Source organism: Pseudomonas sp. GW821-FHT04C07, from assembly GCF_059420325.1.
In genome coordinates, this window is record NZ_JBWKTM010000011.1 from 18,644 (window position 1) to 38,436 (window position 19,793).

Below are 19,793 nucleotides of genomic sequence, written 5' to 3' on the forward strand. Positions count from 1 at the left end.
TGTCGTTGTGGCGACAAGTGTGAATGCCCATCCATCGCCAAGAAAAGCGAATATCTGTTATACAAGGCATTCGATTATCGAATGTCTGGACACGATGATTCATTCCAAGGATTTACAGATCGACTGGTTGCGCACGTTCCTGGCCGTCGTGGATACCGGTTCCATGACCGCGGCGGCGCGTCAGGTCGCCCGCTCCCAGTCCGCGGTGAGCATGCAGCTGAAGAAGCTGGAGGACAGCCTCGGTCGGCCGCTGTTCAAGCGCGAGCCGAGACAACTGACGTTGACCCCTGCCGGGTATGACCTGCTCGGCCACGCCCGCAAGCTGCTCGAAGCCCACTCGACGATGGTTGATGCGATGCACGGGGGCGCGGTCTCCGGGCGCGTCACCCTGGGTGCGCCGGATGACTATGCCCTGACCTACCTGATGCCGGCCCTGCGCGGCTTCATGACCCGCTTCGGCGAGGTCGAGGTCACACTAGTCTGCGAAGACTCCGCAAGCCTCTGGACAAAGGTCGACCGCGGCCAGATCGACCTCGCCCTGGTCACCCGCGACGGCCCTTCACGGGGCGAACTGCTGTTCAGGGAAGCGTTGGTATGGGGCGGCGCCGAGCAACATGAAGCCTGGAAGCGCAGCCCGCTGCCAATCGCCGTGCACGGGCTCAGCGAACGATTGCGCACGGCAATACTTGCCGCTATCTCGGGCTTGGGGCGTAAGTACCGAGTGGTCTACAACAGCCCCAATGTCAGCGGCCAATTGGCGGCGATGGAAAGTGGCCTGGCGGTAGCCGTGGTAACCCGCTGCAGTCTGCCGACGCACCTTAAGGTGCTGGATACTCGGCACGGTCTGCCAGAATTGCCGGCGGCGGAAGTCGTGTTGACCCGAAGCCGAGACTCGACAGGCTCACGCGCTGTAGATGCGCTGTACGCACATGTTGCAGGAGCGTTGCGCGACCCACTCTGCGATGGACTGACTCACGCCACAGTGGATGATAAATATGTCCTCTGAAAGTGCTCTGCCATTGGTACTCATTCCTGGCTTCATGCTAGACGAATCGCTTTGGGATGAAGTGATTGAACACATGCCATCCACTCAAGATATTTACCTGGCCAACTTGCTTGAGGGACAGACTATCCCGCAGATCGCGCAGCACATTGCATCGTCTGCACCGCCAAGGTTTATCCTCGTAGGTTTTTCCCTCGGTGGCTATGTAGCAAGATCGCTCGTGCAGCAGTTCCCTGATCGAGTGGCGGCCTTGGTCCTGATCGCCACCTCGTTACGTGCGGATTCACCCGAGCAGCGGCGAATCAAGCAAGCCTCCATCGACGCCTCGGCACAAGGACAATTTCGTGGTTTGAGTTTCGCGACGATCGCCAAGTCGGTGCATCCGCAACGAGCTAATGACACGGCCCTGATTGGAAGAATTCGAGAGATGGGCGCCCGCATGGGGCATGCGGCCTTTGCTACTCAATCGTTGCTGGATAGAGCGGATGTGCCATCGGGCCAGATTCAGTGCCCGACGCTCATCATTGCAGCTGTACAAGACAGGCTGAGGCAGGCAGAAGAGGCACAGGAGTTGTGTGTGCAGATCCCGGGAGCACGGCTGGAGGTGATTGAAGGATCGGGGCATATGGTCCCGCTGGAGCAACCCGAAACGCTGGCACGGTTGATGTCGCAGTGGCTGGCTGCCAACCGTTACCAGTATCGGTGAAGGCGGGACGGACTATCTATATAGGGTCGTTACCTGCCTGCCACCTCAGGTGATGGGTACTTCAATTCGCGGATGCCCTGTTCGATGAGAGCTGTGGAGGCCGCAAACCACTCTACTGATAGACCCCATACTGCATGCACTGAAGAAAATCCCTCACTTGCTCTGAACCCAGCGTACTGGAAAGCAAATCAATTGGCCTTGCTCCAGACAAACCCAGCGCGGGCGTTTGGAACCAAGTCTTTACTGGGTCAGTTTTCGGTCAGCGGCAACATATGGGCTGGATTAGGATAATCGTAGGGATATGAATACTAAAAAACAGAATAATTTCATTGTAAAACAAATGCTTATTTTTCTGTTCGAGTCCAGGTCGTGCCATCTTCTTTTACTGATTCGCCCGCAACACCTCAGAGAGCGCCCTGCTCTCACTGCGAATCAGACCTCTCGTCAAAATACTTGAATCAGCAATAGCCTCTAATCAACCGATTTAGAGGCAGACCTGTGTGCGCCTGATTTCAAGGGGTTGCCTGCTCAAGATCGCTGGCCGGTGAAACACGCCTTTGGTTAAATTACCCCGTCGGCTCTATGATGGGCGGGCTTCTGGACCATGGGGGGACATCAATTGGCCACGAACCCTTCAAACCGCTCACGACTCACATCACGCTGGCCAGCGCTGGGTAAACTTCTCGGCAAGGCCTTTGCAAGACCGTCGCAAGCCACTGCACGCGCACGGGTGATCCATGAATACTTCCGCCAAAAAGCCCATGATCAAGGCTATACCCTCAGTCACAGCCAACAGCAGGTGATCGACTGTATGGCCCGGCAAGCCGATGGCTTGCTGAAAACCGGCGCAAATGCGCATGCTCCGCGTAGCCTATACCTCTATGGCGCCGTCGGCCGTGGCAAAAGCTGGCTGCTGGATGGATTTTTCCAGGCTCTGCCGATGGCTGAAAAGCAGCGCTTGCACTTTCACGATTTTTTCGTCCAATTGCACCAAGGCATGTTCCGCCATCGCCAGCAGTCCGATGCGCTGGCAAGCACGCTGGATGAACTACTCCTGCACTGCCGCGTACTGTGTTTCGACGAGTTCCACGTCCACGACATTGGCGACGCGATGCTGATCACCCGGCTATTCAAAGCGCTGTTCCAGCGTGGAATCCTGCTGCTGGTCACCTCCAACTACCCGCCGGCCGGCTTGCTGCCCAACCCCCTTTACCACGCCCGCTTCAAGCCGGTGATCGATCTGATCAATGCGCGCATGCATGTCATGGAGGTCGGCGGCCCCCATGACTACCGCAGCCAGGCACGGACTCATTCGCAGCAGCTCTTCACTCACGGGCAATACGTCTGGCCCAGTAGCCCGGCTCAGCGCCAGGCATTGCAATTGCCCGAGCAAAACGCCCCAACGTTTGCCCTGCCTGTAGGCGCCCGACAATTCCAGGTACGACGGTGCGAAGAACGGAGCATCAGCTTCGACTTCAGCGACCTCTGTGAACAACCCACCGCCGTGATGGACTATCTGGAGCTGTGCCGACGCTTCGACACCTGGATCATCGATAGACTGCCCAACCTCGCCGACTGTTCAACTGCCGCCCAGCAGCGTTTTATCAATCTGATCGACGTGTTGTATGACCAGGACAAACGCCTGCTATTGCTGGGCGAACGTCCTCTGCGCGAGCACCTTGGCGGCGACGCCATCGACCTGGCGCGAACCCGCAGTCGATTAGGGCAGTTGATTGAGGTCGGCCCTGCGTCATAAACCATCCAACCTGCGGCCCTTTATCGTTATCATGGCGCCCATTTCCAATGGCCGCGCGCCCTTCTCTTTTCGAGTATTGAATCTGTTCATGGATACCCTTGCACAACTTCGGGCCGGCCAACTGGCGGGCATCAAACGTCTGGATCTGTCCTGCGGGCTGAGCGAATTCCCTCAGGAGATCTTCGAACTGGCGGACTCCCTCGAGGTGCTGAACCTGAGTGGCAATGCCTTGAGCCAACTGCCGGACGACCTGCATCGGCTGACGCAGTTGCGAATTCTGTTCTGCTCGGATAATGCATTCACCGAACTCCCGACGTGTCTTGGCCAATGCGCCCGCCTGAGCATGATCGCGTTCAAGGCCAACCGCATCGAGCGCGTCCCCGGTGCCGCGCTGCCGCCGATGCTGCGCTGGTTGATCCTGACCGACAACCGCATCAGCGAACTGCCCGCCGAGCTGGGCGAAAGACCTCATTTGCAAAAACTGATGCTCGCAGGAAACTGCTTGCAACAACTGCCGGCGAGCCTGAGCCAATGCCATCAGCTGGAGCTGATCCGGATTGCTGCCAACCGCCTGACCGAGCTGCCGCAGTGGCTGTTATCGCTGCCACGACTGGCCTGGCTGGCTTACGCGGGCAACCCGCTGGAATCAGAGGCGGACGCTTGCGCTCTGGACGCCACCCCGCACATTCCCTGGTCACAGCTGCATCTACAGCAGAAACTGGGCGAAGGCGCTTCCGGGGTGATTCATCAGGCACTGTGGGAACAGCCATCGCAAGCCGCGCGCGAGGTTGCGGTGAAGCTCTACAAGGGCAGCATGACCAGTGACGGCTCACCGCAGCATGAAATGAATGCCTGCATCACCGCGGGCCAACATGCCAACCTGATCAAGGTTGAAGGCAGGATCGTCGACCACCCGCAGGCACAAGCCGGGCTGGTGATGCATTTGATCGACCCCAGCTATGGCAATCTGGCCGCGTTGCCGAGCCTCGCTTCCTGCACTCGCGATGTCTACGAAGCCAACACACGGTTCAGCGCAGCGTCCGCATTGCGGATCGCCAGCGGTATTGCTTCGGCCGCCGCACACTTGCACCAACAGGGCATCACCCACGGCGATCTCTACGGCCATAATATTCTGTGGAACGCTCAAGGCGACTGCCTGTTGGGTGACTTCGGCGCGGCTTCGTTTCACTCCACCTCAGACAGCTTCGAGACACGCGCCCTGCAACGCATAGAGGTGCGGGCGTTCGGGATTTTGTTGGGGGAATTGCTGGAGCGGATTGACTCGGGGTTGAGCGAGGTTGCTCGACAGCCATTGCTGGCGTTGAAAAGCCGATGCTGCCAGGCGGATGTGCTGGCTCGGCCGGGTTTCGTAGAGATTGGTGAGGATCTACGGGTTGCGGTTGAATCATTGCGAGAATCGGCGGCGTCTTGAAAAGATCGTCCGAACGCGGCCCGAACTTATCGGCAGCTCCTACAGAATTTGCGTACACCCGCCAGTGGTGTGGATGGATGCCAATCCCGTAGAAGCTGGCGCAGGCTGCGATCTTTTCGCAGCCACGAAGCCCTTGCAGATAGAAGCTCTTAACCCGCCAAACCGACAAACATGTCCTGCACGTCGTCGTGGTTATCGAGCCCTGCAAGGAAGGCTTCGACTTCTTCCATTTGCGCGTCGCTCAAGCCACTGACCGGGTTTTTAGGCTGGTAGCCCAATTTGGCCGACAACACGGTAAAACCCTGTTCAGGCAAGGCTTTCTGTACCGCGTCCAGATCGGCAGGCTCGGTAAGGAACAACGTCGTGCCCTCTTCTTCACCCGGCTCGAAGTCCTGGGCGCCAGCCTCGATAGCCGCCATCTCTGGATCAGAATCCGGGCTATCGGGGGACGCTTCGATCATGCCGACATGGTTGAAATCCCAGGCAACCGAGCCCGAAGCACCCAATTGGCCTTTGCGGAACGCCACACGAATTTCCGCGACGGTACGGTTGATGTTGTCGGTGACACACTCAACGATAAGCGGAACCTGATGAGGCGCGAAGCCTTCATACGTAACGCGATGGTATTGAACGGTTTCGCCAAGCTGACCCGAGCCTTTCTTGATCGCACGCTCCAGGGTTTCGCGTGGCATCGAGGCTTTTTTCGCCTGTTCTACCACCAACCGCAGATGCGCGTTAGTGGCCACATCCGCACCATTACGCGCGGCAATAGTAATCTCTTTGACCAGTTTGCCGAAGATCTTGCCCTTGGCATTGGATGCCGCTTCTTTGTGTTTAACCTTCCACTGTGCGCCCATTACTCACTCTCTTGATCTGTGGCGCCGAGACATCTATTGGCCGACGCTTTGTGCAAGTTTATACGGCCTAAAGTTCCCAATCGACCAAAAAGTCGAGTGACTGATCGACTTCTCCATCACATCGGGTTTGACTCGGGCCGCAGCCACCGAACCGGATCTGTTTTCGATTGGCTGGTGAACAGCCAGACACCTGGCGCTGAAAGACTGATCAGCCTTTGTCGGCCTTGCCCGCTGCCGCAGCAAACCTGGCCAGGCGCACATCCAGATGCCGCGGTCGGTAGCCTAGCTCCTATGGGTATCGCGTCATATCTGTAGGAGCGAGGCTTGCCCGCGAAGGAAGCGACTCGGTCTCCAGGACTCACCCGACACTGGGTGCCAAACCAAAAAACGCCTGAATCAAGCGCAAATCCCGCCGCCGCTCCATGCAGCCGATCATGTGTCGATTGACCAACCCTTCGCCAATGATCGGCACCGCAGCCACCCGCGGATCATGACTGACCTCCACCGACGAGACGATGCCCACACCCAATTCGGCGGCCACGGCCTCGGTCACCGCCTCGCGACTGTCCAGCTCCAGCAGCACCCGCGGATTGACGCTGGCCAGGCCACAGGCGTCGTCAAAGGTGCGACGGGTAATCGAACTCGGCTCACGCAGCACCATGATCACCTGATCCAACTGTTCGATGCCAATCCCCGCAGGCGAAGCCAGCCAAGGATGATTGGCCGGCACTAACGCACAGATCCTGGATTCGCTCAATCGTTGCAAGTGCAGCCCTTTGCGCGGCTCAACTTCGGTCAGCACCGCCACATCCGCATGTTCGGACAGCAACGCCGCGAGGGTTTCCTGCGCATTGCCCAAGCGTAAATTCACGGTGATCCCCGGGTATGCCGCCCGCAGACTGGCGAGCATCGGCATGACCATGTGCGGACCGTCCGCCGCCACTTCCAGACGTCCGGTGAGCAACTGCCGATTGGCTTCAAGCATCGCCTGGGCCTCTTCGGCCAGGCCGAACATGGCTCGAGTGATCGCCGCCAGTTTGATCCCCTCCTCCGTCAGCTCCACCCGCCGTGCGGTGCGCCGTAACAAGGTGATCTGGTAATGCTCCTCCAACGCCTTGATATGCCCGGTGACCGCCGGCTGGCTGATGAACAAACGCGCAGCGGCCCGGGTGAAGCTGCCTTCACGGGCGACGGCATCAAACGCTCTTAGCTGGAACAGGTTCATATCTATCGGCCTCACTGATGGCTGGCATAACAACAAACAATTTGATTGATGACAAGCCAAACCGCAATTTATGCCCCGTACCTTCATCCCTAAGCGTTTTTGCGAGGACATCAGCATGAGTACTGCCGAGCCAATCCTGCTCACCCCAGGCCCATTGACCACTTCAGCCCGCACCCGTCAGGCCATGATGGTCGACTGGGGTTCATGGGATGACCGCTTCAATCAACTGACCGCCAGCCTTTGCGAACAGCTGCTGGCGATCATCGACGGTGCCGACAGCCATCACTGCGTACCCTTGCAGGGCAGCGGCACGTTTTCCGTGGAAGCGGCCATCGGCACCCTGGTGCCCCGTGACGGCAAGGTGCTGGTGTTGATCAACGGCGCTTATGGCAAACGCCTGGCGAAAATCTGTGAAGTGCTCGGCCGCTCGTTCAGTACCTTTGAAACCGCCGAAGACGAACCGACCACCGCCGCCGATGTCGATCGTCTGCTGCGGGCCGACCCCAGCATTACCCACGTCGCACTGATCCACTGTGAAACCAGCACCGGCATCCTCAACCCACTGCCGGAAATTGCCCGGGTGATTGCCCGGCACGGCAAACGGCTGATCATCGACGCCATGAGCTCCTTCGGCGCACTGCCGATCGATGCCCGACAAGTGCCATTCGAGGCGCTGATCGCTGCGTCCGGCAAATGCCTGGAAGGCGTGCCGGGGATGGGCTTCGTCTTTGTTCGCAAAGAGGCGCTGGCCAATGCCGCCGGCAACTCGCATTCGCTGGCGATGGACCTGTTTGATCAGCACAGCTATATGGCCAAAACCGGTCAGTGGCGCTTTACCCCGCCGACCCACGTGGTCGCGGCGCTGCACGAAGCCCTGCTGCAATACAACGAAGAAGGCGGTTTGCCGGCGCGTCATCAGCGTTATGCCAATAACTGCAAAGTCTTGCTCGATGAAATGGCCAGGCTGGGCTTGCGCAGCTTCCTGCCGGCGGCGATTCAGGCGCCGATCATCATCACCTTTCACGCGCCGAAAGATCCGCGCTACCAGTTCAAGGAGTTCTACGAACGGGTCAAGGCCAAGGGCTTCATTCTCTATCCCGGCAAGCTGACCCAGGTCGAAACCTTCCGTGTCGGCTGCATCGGCCACGTCAATGAAGCCGAGATGCACGCGGCCGTGTCAGCGGTGGCGGACGTACTGCGGGAAATGGAAGTGCTGGAAATCTGATCACGACCTCCCGTAGCAGCTGCCGAGCCTGCGAGGCTGCGTTCGGCTGCGAAGCAGTCGCAAATCAACCACCGCGGTGTTTCAGGTGGACCGAACCGCATGGTTTGCGGCCGCTTCGCAGCCGAACGCAGGCTCGCGCAGCTCGCCAGCTGCTACGGGTATGTAATTCATCATGCCCACACACAGGATTAGAGACATGAACTACAGCAACCCAACCAAGCTTCAAGCCGCCATCCTCGACTGGGCCGGCACTGTCGTCGACTTCGGCTCGTTCGCGCCGACCCAGATCTTCGTCGAAGCCTTCGCCGAGTTCGACGTTCAGGTCTCCATCGAAGAGGCCCGTGGCCCGATGGGGATGGGCAAGTGGGACCACATCCGCACCCTGTGCGACCAGCCGCAAGTTGCCGCGCGTTATCGCAAGGTGTTCGGTCGCGCACCGACCGATGACGATGTCACCGCCATCTATAAGCGCTTCATGCCATTGCAGATCGAGAAAATCGCCGAGCACTCGGCGCTGATCCCCGGCGCCCTGGACACCATCGCCAACCTGCGTCAGCAAGGCATCAGGATCGGCTCCTGCTCCGGTTATCCGAAGCAGGTGATGGACAAAGTCGTCGAACTGGCGGCCACCAACGGCTATGTTGCTGATTATGTGGTCGCCACCGATGAAGTCCCGAACGGTCGCCCGTGGCCTGCTCAGGCACTCGCCAACGTGATCGCGCTGGGCATCGATGACGTCGCTGCCTGCGTCAAGATCGACGACACCGTCCCTGGCATTCTGGAAGGTCGTCGTGCCGGCATGTGGACCGTGGCGCTGATCTGCTCGGGTAATGCACTGGGCCTGACCTACGAGGGCTACCGCGCCTTGGGCAGTGAGGAACTGGCCAGCGAACGCAAGCGTATTCATGCGATGTTCGAAGGTTCCCGCCCGCATTACATGATCGACACCATCACCGACCTCCCGGAGGTGATCGCCGATATCAACAAGCGTCTGGCCAATGGTGAGATGCCACAAACCAACTGATCCCCGGTACGCGACACAAAAAAGCGGCAGCCCTTGATCGGGGCTGCCGCTTTTTTTGTGTCGGATAACCGTCCCAGAGTATTTATACGCCGAAGAAAAGCCTGATCTGCCTCAGGCAATCCCACAGAAACAGGATTACAGTTATAGAACTCCGTCGAGCAAGAACGGAGGCTTGTGACCTGATAAGTGAGGGACACCGCATGCCCTGGACAAATACCGAGTCGCGTTACAGCACGGTGTCGATTGCATTGCATTGGTTGATGCTGGTGTTGCTGGCAGTGGTCTACGCCTGTATCGAATTTCGCGGCATATTCCCCAAGGGCAGCGGTGGTCGGACCTTGATCACGGAAGCACACTACATGCTCGGCCTGACCGTGTTCCTGCTGGTCTGGCTGCGCCTGTTCGCACGAAGCCTCGGTGTCGCGCCGAAAATCCTGCCGACGCCACCTGGCTGGCAGATGCTTGTATCCAGACTGATGCATCTGGCGCTGTATGTATTCATGATCGCCATGCCCATCCTTGGCTGGCTGATTACCAGTGCCAAGGGCAACCAGGTCATGTTCTACGGGGTGGACTTACCGTTGCTGGTTCACGAAAACAAGGCATTTGCCAAGCAGCTCCAGGGTTGGCACGAGCTGGGCGGTACTATCGGTTACTGGCTGATTGGCCTGCACGCCGTAGCCAGCTTGTATCACCACTATGTGGTGCGCGATAACACGCTGCTGCGGATGATGCCAAAACGCGGCTAATCCTTACCCATAGCCGTGAATCCCCGACGGCCCTGCAAACCGCCGGTGTGCACAAAGATCAATCGTGCTCCCTGGGCCAGGCCCCCCGCTTCGATCTGTTGTTTGAGCGCCAACAGCGCTTTGCCGGTGTACAGCGGTTCAAGCGGTATACCACTGTGCTTCTCGGTCAACTCGATGAACTCAAGCAACACCGGATCGACCTTGGCGAAGCCGCCGCGACTGCCATCGAACAGCTCATACACCGGATCGCATAATCCTGCTTGCTGGACTATCGTCTCGATCTGTTGAGCGACCCCATGATCATCAGGCACTGCCAACGCGCCATAGACCGGATGCGCCCCCGCCTCGGCCAGCACCAGACCGGCCAGTGTGGTCCCTGTCCCGGCGGCCAGCCACCAGGCGTCATAGTCGTTCCAGCCCAGTGCACTCAGTTGATTGCGCGCCATCTCCAGCAATCCCGCGCACCCTTGCGCGCCGCGTAAACCGCCCCCGCCTTCGGGTACTGGTTGCAAATGCGGGTATTGCACTTGCCACGGCAGCCAGAAGCCAGGCTCATGCCGCGCGCGATAGCCGCCATAACCCAGCCAATGCAGTTGCATGCCGAAGGCCTGCAAATCCAGTACGGTCGGGGTTTCTTGTGGGTGACCACGCAGCAAACCGACAGTGGGAAAGCCGAAGCGCTTTCCCGCCGCTGCCAGCGCGTGCAAATGATTGGAGTGAGCACCGCCCAGGCTGATGATGCCCGTGGCCCCGACTTGATCGGCTGCAGCCAGATGTTTGATCAGCTTGAACCACTTGTTGCCGCAGATCAGCGGGTCGATGAGGTCCAGACGCAGGATGGCAACCTGAATGTTGGCCTGTGTCAGCCAATCCAGATGAAGATGTTCAAGGGGCGCGCTGGGTAGCCAGTCGAAGGGACCCAGGCTCATGGCAGGAAAAGCATCGGCAACACGCTGCGTGGAAAAGACGCCAGTCTAGCAGCGAGCGCGGCCGTCGTCGTAGCAGCTGGCCAAGCCTGCGTTCGGCCGCGTAGCGGTCGTAAAACCTGAGTCCCCTATCTTGCTTCGGGAGCGCGGCGTCAGGTATTACGGCCGTGCCGGCCGAACGCAGGCTACGCCAGCTGCTACAGGGGGCCGTTACAATTGCGCCGCCAATCGCGAACCCTGATTGATCGCCCGCTTGGCGTCCAGTTCAGCGGCCACGTCCGCACCACCAATCAGGTGCACGTTCTGTCCGGCCGACAGCAGGCCGTCCTGCAGCTCGCGCAACGGGTCTTGTCCTGCGCAAATCACGATGTTGTCCACCGGCAATACTTGCGGCTCGCCTGCCTCCCCGATGCGGATGTGCAACCCGGCATCGTCGATCTTCAGATATTCGACGCTGTTGAGCATCTGCACCTGCTTGTTCTTCAGGCCCGTGCGATGAATCCAGCCAGTGGTCTTGCCCAGGCCGTCGCCGACTTTGGACTTCTTGCGTTGCAGCAGGAACACCTGACGCGCCGGTGCATGGGGCTCAGCCTTGATACCGGCGACACCACCACGTGCAGCGAGGTGGGTATCGATGCCCCACTCCTTCCAGAACGCCTCGCGGTTCTGGCTGGTGGACACCCCCTTATGGACGAGAAATTCCGACACGTCGAAGCCGATACCGCCCGCACCGATCACCGCCACGTTTTTGCCGACAGGCTTGCGCTCAAGAATCACGTCCAGGTAGCTCAAGACCTTGGCATTTTCGATGCCGGGAATTGCCGGCAAACGAGGGGCGATACCGGTGGCGAGAATGATCTCGTCATAACCGCCAGCCACCAGTTGCTCGACGTCGACCCGGGTGTTCAGGCACAGCTCGACATGGCTGGTTTGCAACTTGCGTTTGAAATAGCGCAGGGTTTCAAAGAACTCCTCCTTGCCCGGCACGCGCTTGGCGATGTTGAACTGGCCACCGATCTCGCTGGCGGAATCGAATAGCGTCACCTGATGCCCACGTTCCGCCGCGACGGTAGCCGCCGACAAGCCCGCAGGCCCGGCGCCAACCACGGCGATTTTCTTGATCTGCTGCACCGGCAGGTAATTGAGTTCGGTTTCGTGGCAGGCCCGCGGGTTCACCAGACAGCTGGTCAACTTGCCGCCGAAGGTGTGATCCAGGCAGGCCTGATTGCAACCGATGCAGGTGTTGATCTCGTCGCCGCGCCCGGCAGCGGCTTTGTTGACAAAGTCCGGGTCGGCAAGGAACGGCCGCGCCATCGAGACCATATCCGCGTCGCCTTCAGCGAGAATCTGCTCGGCGACTTCCGGGGTGTTGATGCGGTTGGTGGTGATCAACGGGATCGCTACCTCACCGCGCAGCTTGGCGGTGACCTTGCTGAACGCAGCACGCGGGACTTTGGTGGCGATGGTCGGAATCCGCGCCTCATGCCAGCCGATCCCGGTATTGATAATGGTCGCACCGGCCTGCTCGATAGCCTTGGCCAGCTGGACGATTTCCTCCCAGGTGCTGCCGCCTTCCACCAGATCGAGCATCGACAGGCGATAGATAATAATGAAATTCGGCCCTACGGCCTCGCGCACGCGGCGCACGATTTCCACCGGCAGACGCATGCGGTTCTCGAAGCTGCCACCCCAGCGGTCAGTACGGTGATTGGTATGCGCCGCCAGAAACTGGTTAATGAAGTAGCCTTCAGAGCCCATGATTTCGACGCCGTCGTACTCGGCTTTTTGCGCCAGGGTCGAACAGGTGACGAAGTCGCTGATTTGCTTTTCGATACCTTCCTCGTCCAGTTCTTTGGGCTTGAACGGGTTGATCGGCGCCTGGATGGCGCTTGGCGCGACCTGTTTCGGGCTGTAGGCATAACGCCCGGCGTGGAGGATCTGCATGCAGATCTTGCCGCCCGCCTCGTGTACCGCGCGGGTCACGATCTGGTGCTTTTGCGCCTCTTGCTCGGTGGTCAGTCTGGCCGCGCCCGAGTACACACCACCTTCCTCGTTCGGGCCAATGCCGCCGGTGACCATCAAACCAACGCCACCACGGGCACGCTCGGCGAAGTACGCCGCCATACGCTCAAAACCGCCGGGCTTTTCTTCCAGACCAGTGTGCATCGACCCCATCAGGGTGCGATTGCGCAACGTGGTGAAACCCAGATCCAGCGGGGCCAACAGGTGCGGGTAACGAGCGGCGGCCATCGGTAACTCCATAACGAGCAATCACGGAAAAGTGCAGGAACTCTCTGGCTCCCATCAGTTATGTTCGACAGACTAAGAGCACACCTCTCGCCGCTCAATGACCGTAACTGACAACTTATTGATCCAAATGTGCAGCGCCCCTTGGCAATCGCATGCATGGGCCCTACCCTAGTCGGTAAACCCTGTATGCGGCCGCTTACTGTTTTCCCATGCGCAAACTTCTCAGCCTCACCTTTTCCTTGGCTTTGATCGCCGCCATCACCCTCTATGCGATGTGGACCGCCGAACGCCCCGTCGGCCATTACTTGTCGGACTTGCGGATCAAGCTCGCCGTGGATCACGGTATTCGCGCCGATCGCGGCAACCTTCTGGGCATCCAGCCCGAACTGTTCCCCACCGATTATCAAAGCCCCCAGCAATTGCATCGCAAGCTTGCGGCCTATTTGCAGCAAGCCCTGGATCTAGGCTTGCTAAATGACAAAACCATCGTCGTGCTGCCGGAGCATATCGGTACCTGGCTGATGATCAGCAGCGAAAAAGATGAGGTGTACCAAGCCACCAGCCTTGAAGAGGCAATGAACTGGCTGGCTATCAGTAATCCAATGGCGTTTGCACGGGCACTCATCAGCGCCACAGGCGACAGTCGTCTGGACGACGCGTACCTGCGGATGAAAGCCGACTCCATGGCCAGGGATTACCAGGCACTGTTCGGCGGGCTGGCCAGGGAATTTGGTGTAACGCTGGTGGCAGGTTCCATCGTGCTGCCTGAGCCAAGTGTCAGCGACAGCCAGCTAAAAGCCGGTCGCGGCGCGCTGTACAACAGCACGCTGGTGTTCGGCAGCGACGGCTTGCCGATCGGCCAACCCCAACGTCAACGTAATCCGGCGTTCGATGAGCTCGGTTTTATCCAGCCCGGTGCCGACAGGACAATTAACGTCATCGATACCCCGGCAGGACGCCTTGGCGTATTGATCGGCAGAGACAGCTGGTACCCCGACAATTACCGCAAACTCAATGACCAGGGCGCGCAGTTGATCGCCGTCCCGGCCTTCGTTACCGGTCGCGGTACATGGGACAAACCCTGGCGCGGGTACAAAAACATGCCGACTCCCAGCGAAACCCGCCTCAAGCCCGGAGAGCTCAGCGAAGGTGACGCCTGGCATCACCTGACACTGACCAGCCAGCTTCCCGGCAACCACGCTATAGCCGGCGTGAGCGTGTTTTTACGTGGCCAGTTCTGGGATCAGGGCAGCGACGGCCAGAGCTTTATCAGCTGCAACGGCCAAACCCTCACCGACGGCGATGCCCGAGGTGCCCGTATGCTGAACATCTGGTTGTAACCGATGAAACCGCTACCGATGCGCCTCGGCGATCTATCTGTTGGCTTTGTCCATAGCCTTGCCGACGCCGTGCGCAGCCATGGCCTGGACCCACAGGATTTGCTCGATCAATATGGCCTCGACCCGGCGCGCCTGGCCGAAGCCGGCGCAAGGCTGTCGATTCCACGTTACATGCGCCTGGGCCACGCAGCCATTCAACTGACCGCAGACCCGGCATTGGGCTTGCGCATGGGCCAGCTCAGTCGTCTCAGCCAGGCTGGCCTGGCCGGAGTCACGGCGGCCCAGGCACCGACAGTTCGGGAAGCCGCGCGCTGCCTGACCCGTTTCGAAGCCTTGTATGGCTCAAACTATCGCGGCCATTCGAGCTTCCATGAAGATGCTCAAGGCGCCTGGCTGCGGTTCTATTCCATCAGCCCCTATAACGCCTACAATCGCTTCGTGGTGGATTCGATCATTGCCGGATGGCTACAGCAGTTATCCAGCCTGAGCCCCGAACCGCTGCACGCCGAGCGCATCGACATCGAGTTCGCCGAGCCGGAGTACCGTGAATGTTATGCAGTGCTGGGTGACTGTCCTATCCACTTTGGTGCTGAGCACAATCAGCTGCGTCTGAGCCAGGCCAGTCTGGCGCTGCGCAACCCTGAGCATTGCCCCAGCACCTGGCGTCTACTGATCAAGCTGTGTGAAAGGGAACTGGAGCAACTGACTCGAACCCGCAGCCTGCGTGAGCGCATTATTCAGTTGCTGGGACCCTTGCTCAATGGTGGCCGGGAACCCGACCTGGAAGAAGTGGCGGCACGCCTGAAGCTGCCGACCTGGACTTTGCGCCGCAAGCTCGCCGAAGAAGGCACGCAATTTCGCGCCATTCTCAACGACACCCGGCGTGATCTGGCGATGACCTACATCCGCGACACCGAGCTGGTGTTCGGGGAGATTGCTTACTTGCTGGGATTTGCCTCAGCCGAAGCCTTTCAACGGGCCTTCAAACGCTGGAATGGCCAGACTCCCGGCGAATTTCGCCGAAGCCATCGCCAATCAGCCTGAAGCACGCCACCACCATCACAGCTCGGTAGCGTCTTCAGCAGGTTCCAATGGATCGAGTTCAAACGCCTGATATTCGAGAAGCTCTTCCTGGTAATCGTCCATTGCGACATCCTTTTTGGTTGCAGTGTAAAACCGATTGCTTAAATGACCTTCGCTCTCAGCATAAAGTGCCTTCATGACGGAAAAAATAATCCTTCATGACACTCAGACTCTTAAAAATCAAACGTAGCAGATCCCCGCGAATTTACCGCCATCCGCGGTGCAACGATTGTATTGGCATGATTGTGTTGGCCGCGCTGAAGGCGCCAGGCGATGACGGGCAGTCAGCCTGAAGTCACTTGTCGCAAGCGATCAGCCGCTACAGGATTGATATCGGCAAGGCCAATCCTGCAGCGGTCCGGGCCGGGCTTACTGAGCCGAAACCGGCAGAGCCTGAATCGGCTCTGTCGGTGCCGGCAGCGAAGCTGGATTCGCCGGTGGCGTTACGGTTTCAGCCGACGGGACTGGCGCCGCGGTTTGCTCAGGGACAATCGGTGCGGTTTTCGCTGACGGCGCCACAGGCTCTGAGACCGCTGGCGCGCTTTCTGCTGGCACAACAACTGGCGCAGGTTCTGCGGCCGGTACAACAGCGGGCGCAGGTGTTGGTGTTGGCACTACAGCAGCAGGCGCAGGCGTTGGCGTTGGCGCTACAGCAGCAGGCACGACTTTGGGCTCGGGCACCCCCAGATCGGCCTTCGGCTTCTCGGTGATATTCGCAGCCTTCTTGGCCTCAGGCGGCAAGAACAGTTCAACCAGCGCAAAGAAACGCTCATAAAACTTGGCCGAAGACACTGTTTCGCTGGCGACCTTGACCATCGAATCGTCGGAGGAGCCAATTGGCATCGACACCGAACCCAATACACCGACCCCAAGACTGGCGGAGTTATTGGTCTTTTTCAGCGCATAGCGATCCTGCAAGGCATTGGCGAACATCGTTGCGTGGTGACCGGCACTGCCGTCTTCAGCACAGACAACGCTGAAGCTGATCTCCATATGCGTTTCACCGGTCTGCTGAAAGCTCTTGTGACCACTGACCAGCTTCGGATCGCTGCTGGTGATGATATAGCCCTGACTGAGCAAGGCGCGACGTGCGGCTTCGCACGTCGCGGTATCGCTCATCGGGTAGTCGCGCGAGAAGGTTCCGGAGTCAGCGAAATTTTCATGCTCATAAATGGCGGCTTTTTGCGACGAGCAACCTGCTGCGCCCGCCATCACAAGCGCCAGTACAGCAACACGCAAGTGGAATGATTTAAACATTGAAAATCCTGAGCAAAACGGTTCGAGGCGTATTGTGCAACAGATCGACGCTCATGGGCGTACCGTTTAGTGTCTTAAAAGCGTTACAAACTTACTGATCGCTATTTGCGGGAAAAAATCACGCACACAAATGATCCATGAACACCCGCAACCTGGCCACCGCAGGCTTCATTACCGTCATGACAGAAGCCTTGCCGGCGGGCCTGCTGCCACGAATGAGCGAGGACCTGAGCGTTTCGCAAGCATGGGTCGGCCAGTTGGTCACGCTTTACGTCTTCGGCTCGTTACTGACGGCGATCCCCCTGACCAGCGTCAACCGGGGCTGGCGCCGTCGCCCCTTGCTGCTGATTGCGATTGGCAGCTTTTCTATCGTAAACAGTATCACAGCCTCCCTTACCGGCATCGATAACCCATAAACAAAAGACCCCGGCCTTGCGGCCGGGGTCTTTGTTTACAACTTGTCGACTCAGTGAGGCATCAGAAGCGCTTGATGTCCGCCTGGCTTTCAAGTTGCTTGCGATAGGCCGCAAAGTCTTGCTGACCAATGCGCGAAGCAAGGAAGCGACGATACTGGGCTTTCTCTTCCTCGGTAGGCGCTGCCGCTTCGTTCACGCCGTTCAGACGCACGATCACCAGGCTACCATCAGCCAAGGTCACACTGCTGAAAGTCGGCTTGTCCTTGGCTACAGGTTTCGGCATACGGAACAGTGCTTGCAGCACGGTTGGATCGATGCCTTCCTGACCACGGGTTACGGCCCCAGTCACTTTCCAGTTCTGACCATCCACCGCTTGGGTCAACGGTGTCTTGCCATCGCGCAGACCGGCAATCAGTGTTTCAGCCTTGGCCTTGGCGGCAGCACTTGCATGCTCCTTGGCCAATTGCACGCGGATGCTGCCGGCAACGCTTTCCAGAGGCAGTTGTTCAGGCTTGCGATGCTCTTTGGCGCGCAGCACCACAACAGTTTCCGGATCCAGCTCGATGGCGGTGCTGTTAGCCCCCTCATCCAGCACTTCAGGACTGAACGCTGCTTGCACAACCGCACGGTTGGCAGTAACACCATCGCCACCTTCACGACCGAATGGCGCCGAGGTGTGAACGGTCAGTTTCAGGTCTTGAGCCGGCTGAGACAGATCGGAAGCTTCGAATGAGGAGTCCTCCAATTGCTTGGTCGCCTCGACAAAGCGCTGCTCGACCTGTTGGGTTTTCAGCTCTTTGGTCAGCTTGTCTTTCAGGCTGGCAAAGCTCGGCACTTGAGGTGCCTCGACGCCCAACAGCTTGATCAAGTGCCAACCGAAGTCAGTGCGAACCGGTGCCGAAACCTGATCCTTGTTCAAGGCGTACAAGGCCTTTTCAAAGCTTGGGTCGTAGACACCTGGACCTGCGTAACCGAGGTCACCGCCGTTAGCTGCCGAGCCCGGATCCTGCGAGAACTCTTTGGCCAACGCTTCGAAGCTTTCACCCTTGGCCAGACGTTGTTGAACTTCGTCGATTCTGGCCTTGGCTTGCGCCTCGTTCACCTTGTCATTCACTTCAATCAGAATGTGCGCCGCCCGACGTTGCTCGGAGAGGTTCGCGGTTTCTTTCTGATACTGAGCCTGCAGGTCCTCGTCCTTGACGCTGATCTGATCAAAGAAAGAGGATTTCTTCAACTCGAGGTAATCGATCACCACCTGATCAGGAGACATGAACTCCTTGGCGTGCTCGTCGTAGTAAGCCTTGATCTCATCATCGGTCAGTTTGACTGCCGCCGGGTCAGCCTTGATATTCAAGGAGGCGAAATCGCGAGTCTGTTTTTCCAGACGGGCGAAAGCCATAACCTGTGCATCGGTCACGAAACCGCTACCTGCCAGACCGGCACGCAGCTGGCCGATCAGCATTTCCTGCGTCAGCATCTGACGGAATTGCAGACGGTTGTAACCCAACTGACGGATCACCTGATCGAAACGCTCGGAGCTGAACTTGCCGTCGACCAAAAACTCAGGCGTTTGCAGGATCACTTGATCCAAAGCAGCTTCGGAGAAAGCGAATTTCGAACTGTTTGCGCCTTGCAGCAACAATTTGCGATCGATCAGCCCTTTCAGAGCGGCTTCACGCAGCATCTTTTCGTCGAGCAAGGAAGCATCGAAATCCTTGCCCAGCCGTTGCATGAGCTGACGGCGTTGCATATCGACCGCCTGGCTCAGCTCATTCTGGCTGATGTCTTCGCCGTTCACCTTGGCCGCATCATTGGTATGTGTGGTGGCCTTGAAAATGGCGTCGAAACCGGTCAAAGCCATCAGTGCAACGATGACTCCAATAATGGTCTTGGCAATCCAGCCTTGTGAATTGTCCCTGATATTCTGCAGCATGCGTCCCCCATAAACGGTTGTACTTCAAATTAAGCAACCGTGGAGCGTGGGTAGAATCCGGATAGAAGAAAGGCGCATCCGAGGATGCGCCTTCTCGTAACTGGCGGAGCGGACGGGACTCGAACCCGCGACCCCCGGCGTGACAGGCCGGTATTCTAACCGACTGAACTACCGCTCCGCTGCCAAGTCAGGACTGACCCCGACCCGGATGGGTAAAGACTTTAAAGAAACTTAGTTAACAGCTTCTTTCAGTGCTTTACCGGCTTTGAAACCTGGTTTTTTGGCTGCTGCGATTTCCAGCGTCTTACCGGTCTGTGGGTTACGACCAATGCGAGCTGGACGATCGGTAACGGAGAACGTGCCGAAACCAACCAGTACAACAGAGTCGCCAGCCTTGAGAGCGCCAGTGACGGATTCGATTACTGCGTCCAGCGCACGGCCAGCAGCAGCTTTCGGGATATCAGCGGATGCAGCGATAGCATCAATCAGTTCCGACTTGTTCACTCTAAGTCCCCTTATATCTATTTGAGTATGATTCTAAGTTTTTTGGTGAAAGCAAAAACGAGTGCTGAATGGCCTACAGACACTTAAGAGCCGCTTTATAACAAGGG

The 19,793-nt window shown here is 58.4% G+C and carries 17 protein-coding genes, 1 tRNA gene and 2 pseudogenes; 10 read left to right on the top strand and 10 right to left on the bottom strand.

What is annotated here, in order from left to right; translation table 11 throughout:
* Positions 1 to 94: 94 nt before the first annotated feature.
* Both AC07UI_RS19785 and AC07UI_RS19790 read left to right on the top strand, forming a co-directional pair.
* Positions 95 to 1,006, top strand: a complete 912-nt coding sequence (locus AC07UI_RS19785) for a LysR family transcriptional regulator (RefSeq protein ID WP_494994094.1) — start codon at positions 95 to 97, stop codon at positions 1,004 to 1,006.
* Positions 996 to 1,709 carry an alpha/beta fold hydrolase gene (locus AC07UI_RS19790; RefSeq protein ID WP_494994095.1) on the top strand — a complete coding sequence of 238 codons (714 nt, stop codon included), beginning with the start codon at positions 996 to 998 and terminating at the stop codon, positions 1,707 to 1,709. Before AC07UI_RS19785 ends, AC07UI_RS19790 begins: the two co-directional genes overlap by 11 nt.
* 112 nt (positions 1,710 to 1,821) lie before the next feature.
* Here AC07UI_RS19790 and AC07UI_RS19795 read toward each other — a convergent pair.
* Positions 1,822 to 1,938: pseudogene (locus AC07UI_RS19795) on the bottom strand (antitoxin Xre/MbcA/ParS toxin-binding domain-containing protein); the annotation flags it as partial.
* Positions 1,939 to 2,328: 390 nt separating this feature from the next.
* On the opposite strand from AC07UI_RS19795, the gene zapE reads away from it, so the two are divergent.
* Both zapE and AC07UI_RS19805 read left to right on the top strand, forming a co-directional pair.
* Positions 2,329 to 3,465, top strand: coding sequence for a cell division protein ZapE (gene zapE, locus AC07UI_RS19800; protein ID WP_494994096.1), 1,137 nt, complete (start codon positions 2,329 to 2,331; stop codon positions 3,463 to 3,465).
* A gap of 88 nt (positions 3,466 to 3,553) precedes the next feature.
* Positions 3,554 to 4,897 (top strand): leucine-rich repeat-containing protein kinase family protein, encoded by a 1,344-nt coding sequence (locus AC07UI_RS19805; protein WP_494994097.1) that lies wholly within the window; start codon positions 3,554 to 3,556, stop codon positions 4,895 to 4,897.
* Positions 4,898 to 5,046: 149 nt separating this feature from the next.
* Here AC07UI_RS19805 and AC07UI_RS19810 read toward each other — a convergent pair whose 3' ends face one another.
* Complete coding sequence (locus AC07UI_RS19810; RefSeq protein ID WP_494994098.1) at positions 5,047 to 5,754, bottom strand: YebC/PmpR family DNA-binding transcriptional regulator; 708 nt, start codon at positions 5,752 to 5,754, stop codon at positions 5,047 to 5,049.
* Between the two features lie 358 nt (positions 5,755 to 6,112).
* Positions 6,113 to 6,979, bottom strand: coding sequence for a LysR substrate-binding domain-containing protein (locus tag AC07UI_RS19815; protein WP_494994099.1), 867 nt, complete (start codon positions 6,977 to 6,979; stop codon positions 6,113 to 6,115).
* Positions 6,980 to 7,094: 115 nt separating this feature from the next.
* Between AC07UI_RS19815 and AC07UI_RS19820 the strand changes: the two genes are divergently transcribed.
* From AC07UI_RS19820 to AC07UI_RS19830, 3 genes are all read left to right on the top strand, one after another.
* The gene (locus AC07UI_RS19820) at positions 7,095 to 8,204 is read left to right on the top strand and encodes a 2-aminoethylphosphonate--pyruvate transaminase (protein WP_494994100.1); all 1,110 of its coding nucleotides are present in this window, start codon (positions 7,095 to 7,097) and stop codon (positions 8,202 to 8,204) included.
* Positions 8,205 to 8,400: 196 nt separating this feature from the next.
* Complete coding sequence (gene phnX, locus AC07UI_RS19825) at positions 8,401 to 9,228, top strand: phosphonoacetaldehyde hydrolase (protein ID WP_494994101.1); 828 nt, start codon at positions 8,401 to 8,403, stop codon at positions 9,226 to 9,228.
* Positions 9,229 to 9,428: 200 nt separating this feature from the next.
* Positions 9,429 to 9,977, top strand: a complete 549-nt coding sequence (locus tag AC07UI_RS19830; RefSeq protein ID WP_494994102.1) for a cytochrome b — start codon at positions 9,429 to 9,431, stop codon at positions 9,975 to 9,977.
* On the opposite strand, the gene AC07UI_RS19835 is transcribed toward AC07UI_RS19830, so the two are convergent.
* A complete protein-coding gene (locus AC07UI_RS19835; protein WP_494994103.1) occupies positions 9,974 to 10,906 on the bottom strand; it encodes a 1-aminocyclopropane-1-carboxylate deaminase/D-cysteine desulfhydrase in 933 nt (310 codons plus the stop codon). The two genes, AC07UI_RS19830 and AC07UI_RS19835, sit on opposite strands and share 4 nt — an antisense overlap.
* Positions 10,907 to 11,113: 207 nt before the next feature.
* Positions 11,114 to 13,153 carry an oxidoreductase gene (locus AC07UI_RS19840; RefSeq protein ID WP_494994104.1) on the bottom strand — a complete coding sequence of 680 codons (2,040 nt, stop codon included), beginning with the start codon at positions 13,151 to 13,153 and terminating at the stop codon, positions 11,114 to 11,116.
* Positions 13,154 to 13,362: 209 nt separating this feature from the next.
* Between AC07UI_RS19840 and AC07UI_RS19845 the strand changes: the two genes are divergently transcribed.
* Together AC07UI_RS19845 and AC07UI_RS19850 are read left to right on the top strand one after the other, a co-directional pair.
* On the top strand, positions 13,363 to 14,493 hold the full coding sequence (locus AC07UI_RS19845; protein WP_494994105.1) for a carbon-nitrogen hydrolase family protein: 1,131 nt from the start codon (positions 13,363 to 13,365) through the stop codon (positions 14,491 to 14,493).
* 3 nt (positions 14,494 to 14,496) lie between these two features.
* Positions 14,497 to 15,537, top strand: a complete 1,041-nt coding sequence (locus AC07UI_RS19850) for an AraC family transcriptional regulator (RefSeq protein ID WP_494994106.1) — start codon at positions 14,497 to 14,499, stop codon at positions 15,535 to 15,537.
* A gap of 15 nt (positions 15,538 to 15,552) precedes the next feature.
* Here the strand turns inward: AC07UI_RS19850 and AC07UI_RS19855 are convergent, their stop codons facing one another.
* Positions 15,553 to 15,714 carry a hypothetical protein gene (locus AC07UI_RS19855; protein ID WP_494994107.1) on the bottom strand — a complete coding sequence of 54 codons (162 nt, stop codon included), beginning with the start codon at positions 15,712 to 15,714 and terminating at the stop codon, positions 15,553 to 15,555.
* A 231-nt stretch (positions 15,715 to 15,945) separates the two neighbouring features.
* Positions 15,946 to 16,833, bottom strand: coding sequence for a DUF2242 domain-containing protein (locus AC07UI_RS19860; RefSeq protein WP_494994108.1), 888 nt, complete (start codon positions 16,831 to 16,833; stop codon positions 15,946 to 15,948).
* A 152-nt stretch (positions 16,834 to 16,985) separates the two neighbouring features.
* Here AC07UI_RS19860 and AC07UI_RS19865 point away from each other — a divergent pair.
* A pseudogene (locus tag AC07UI_RS19865) lies at positions 16,986 to 17,222 on the top strand (MFS transporter); the annotation flags it as partial.
* Positions 17,223 to 17,310: 88 nt separating this feature from the next.
* Here AC07UI_RS19865 and AC07UI_RS19870 read toward each other — a convergent pair.
* From AC07UI_RS19870 to AC07UI_RS19880, 3 genes are all read right to left on the bottom strand, one after another.
* A complete protein-coding gene (locus AC07UI_RS19870) occupies positions 17,311 to 19,182 on the bottom strand; it encodes a SurA N-terminal domain-containing protein (protein WP_494994109.1) in 1,872 nt (623 codons plus the stop codon).
* A gap of 101 nt (positions 19,183 to 19,283) precedes the next feature.
* Positions 19,284 to 19,360, bottom strand: a tRNA-Asp gene (locus tag AC07UI_RS19875).
* Between the two features lie 53 nt (positions 19,361 to 19,413).
* Entirely contained in the window at positions 19,414 to 19,686 is a 273-nt protein-coding gene (locus tag AC07UI_RS19880; RefSeq protein ID WP_002552737.1) for an HU family DNA-binding protein, read from the bottom strand.
* Between the last annotated feature and the right edge of the window lie 107 nt (positions 19,687 to 19,793).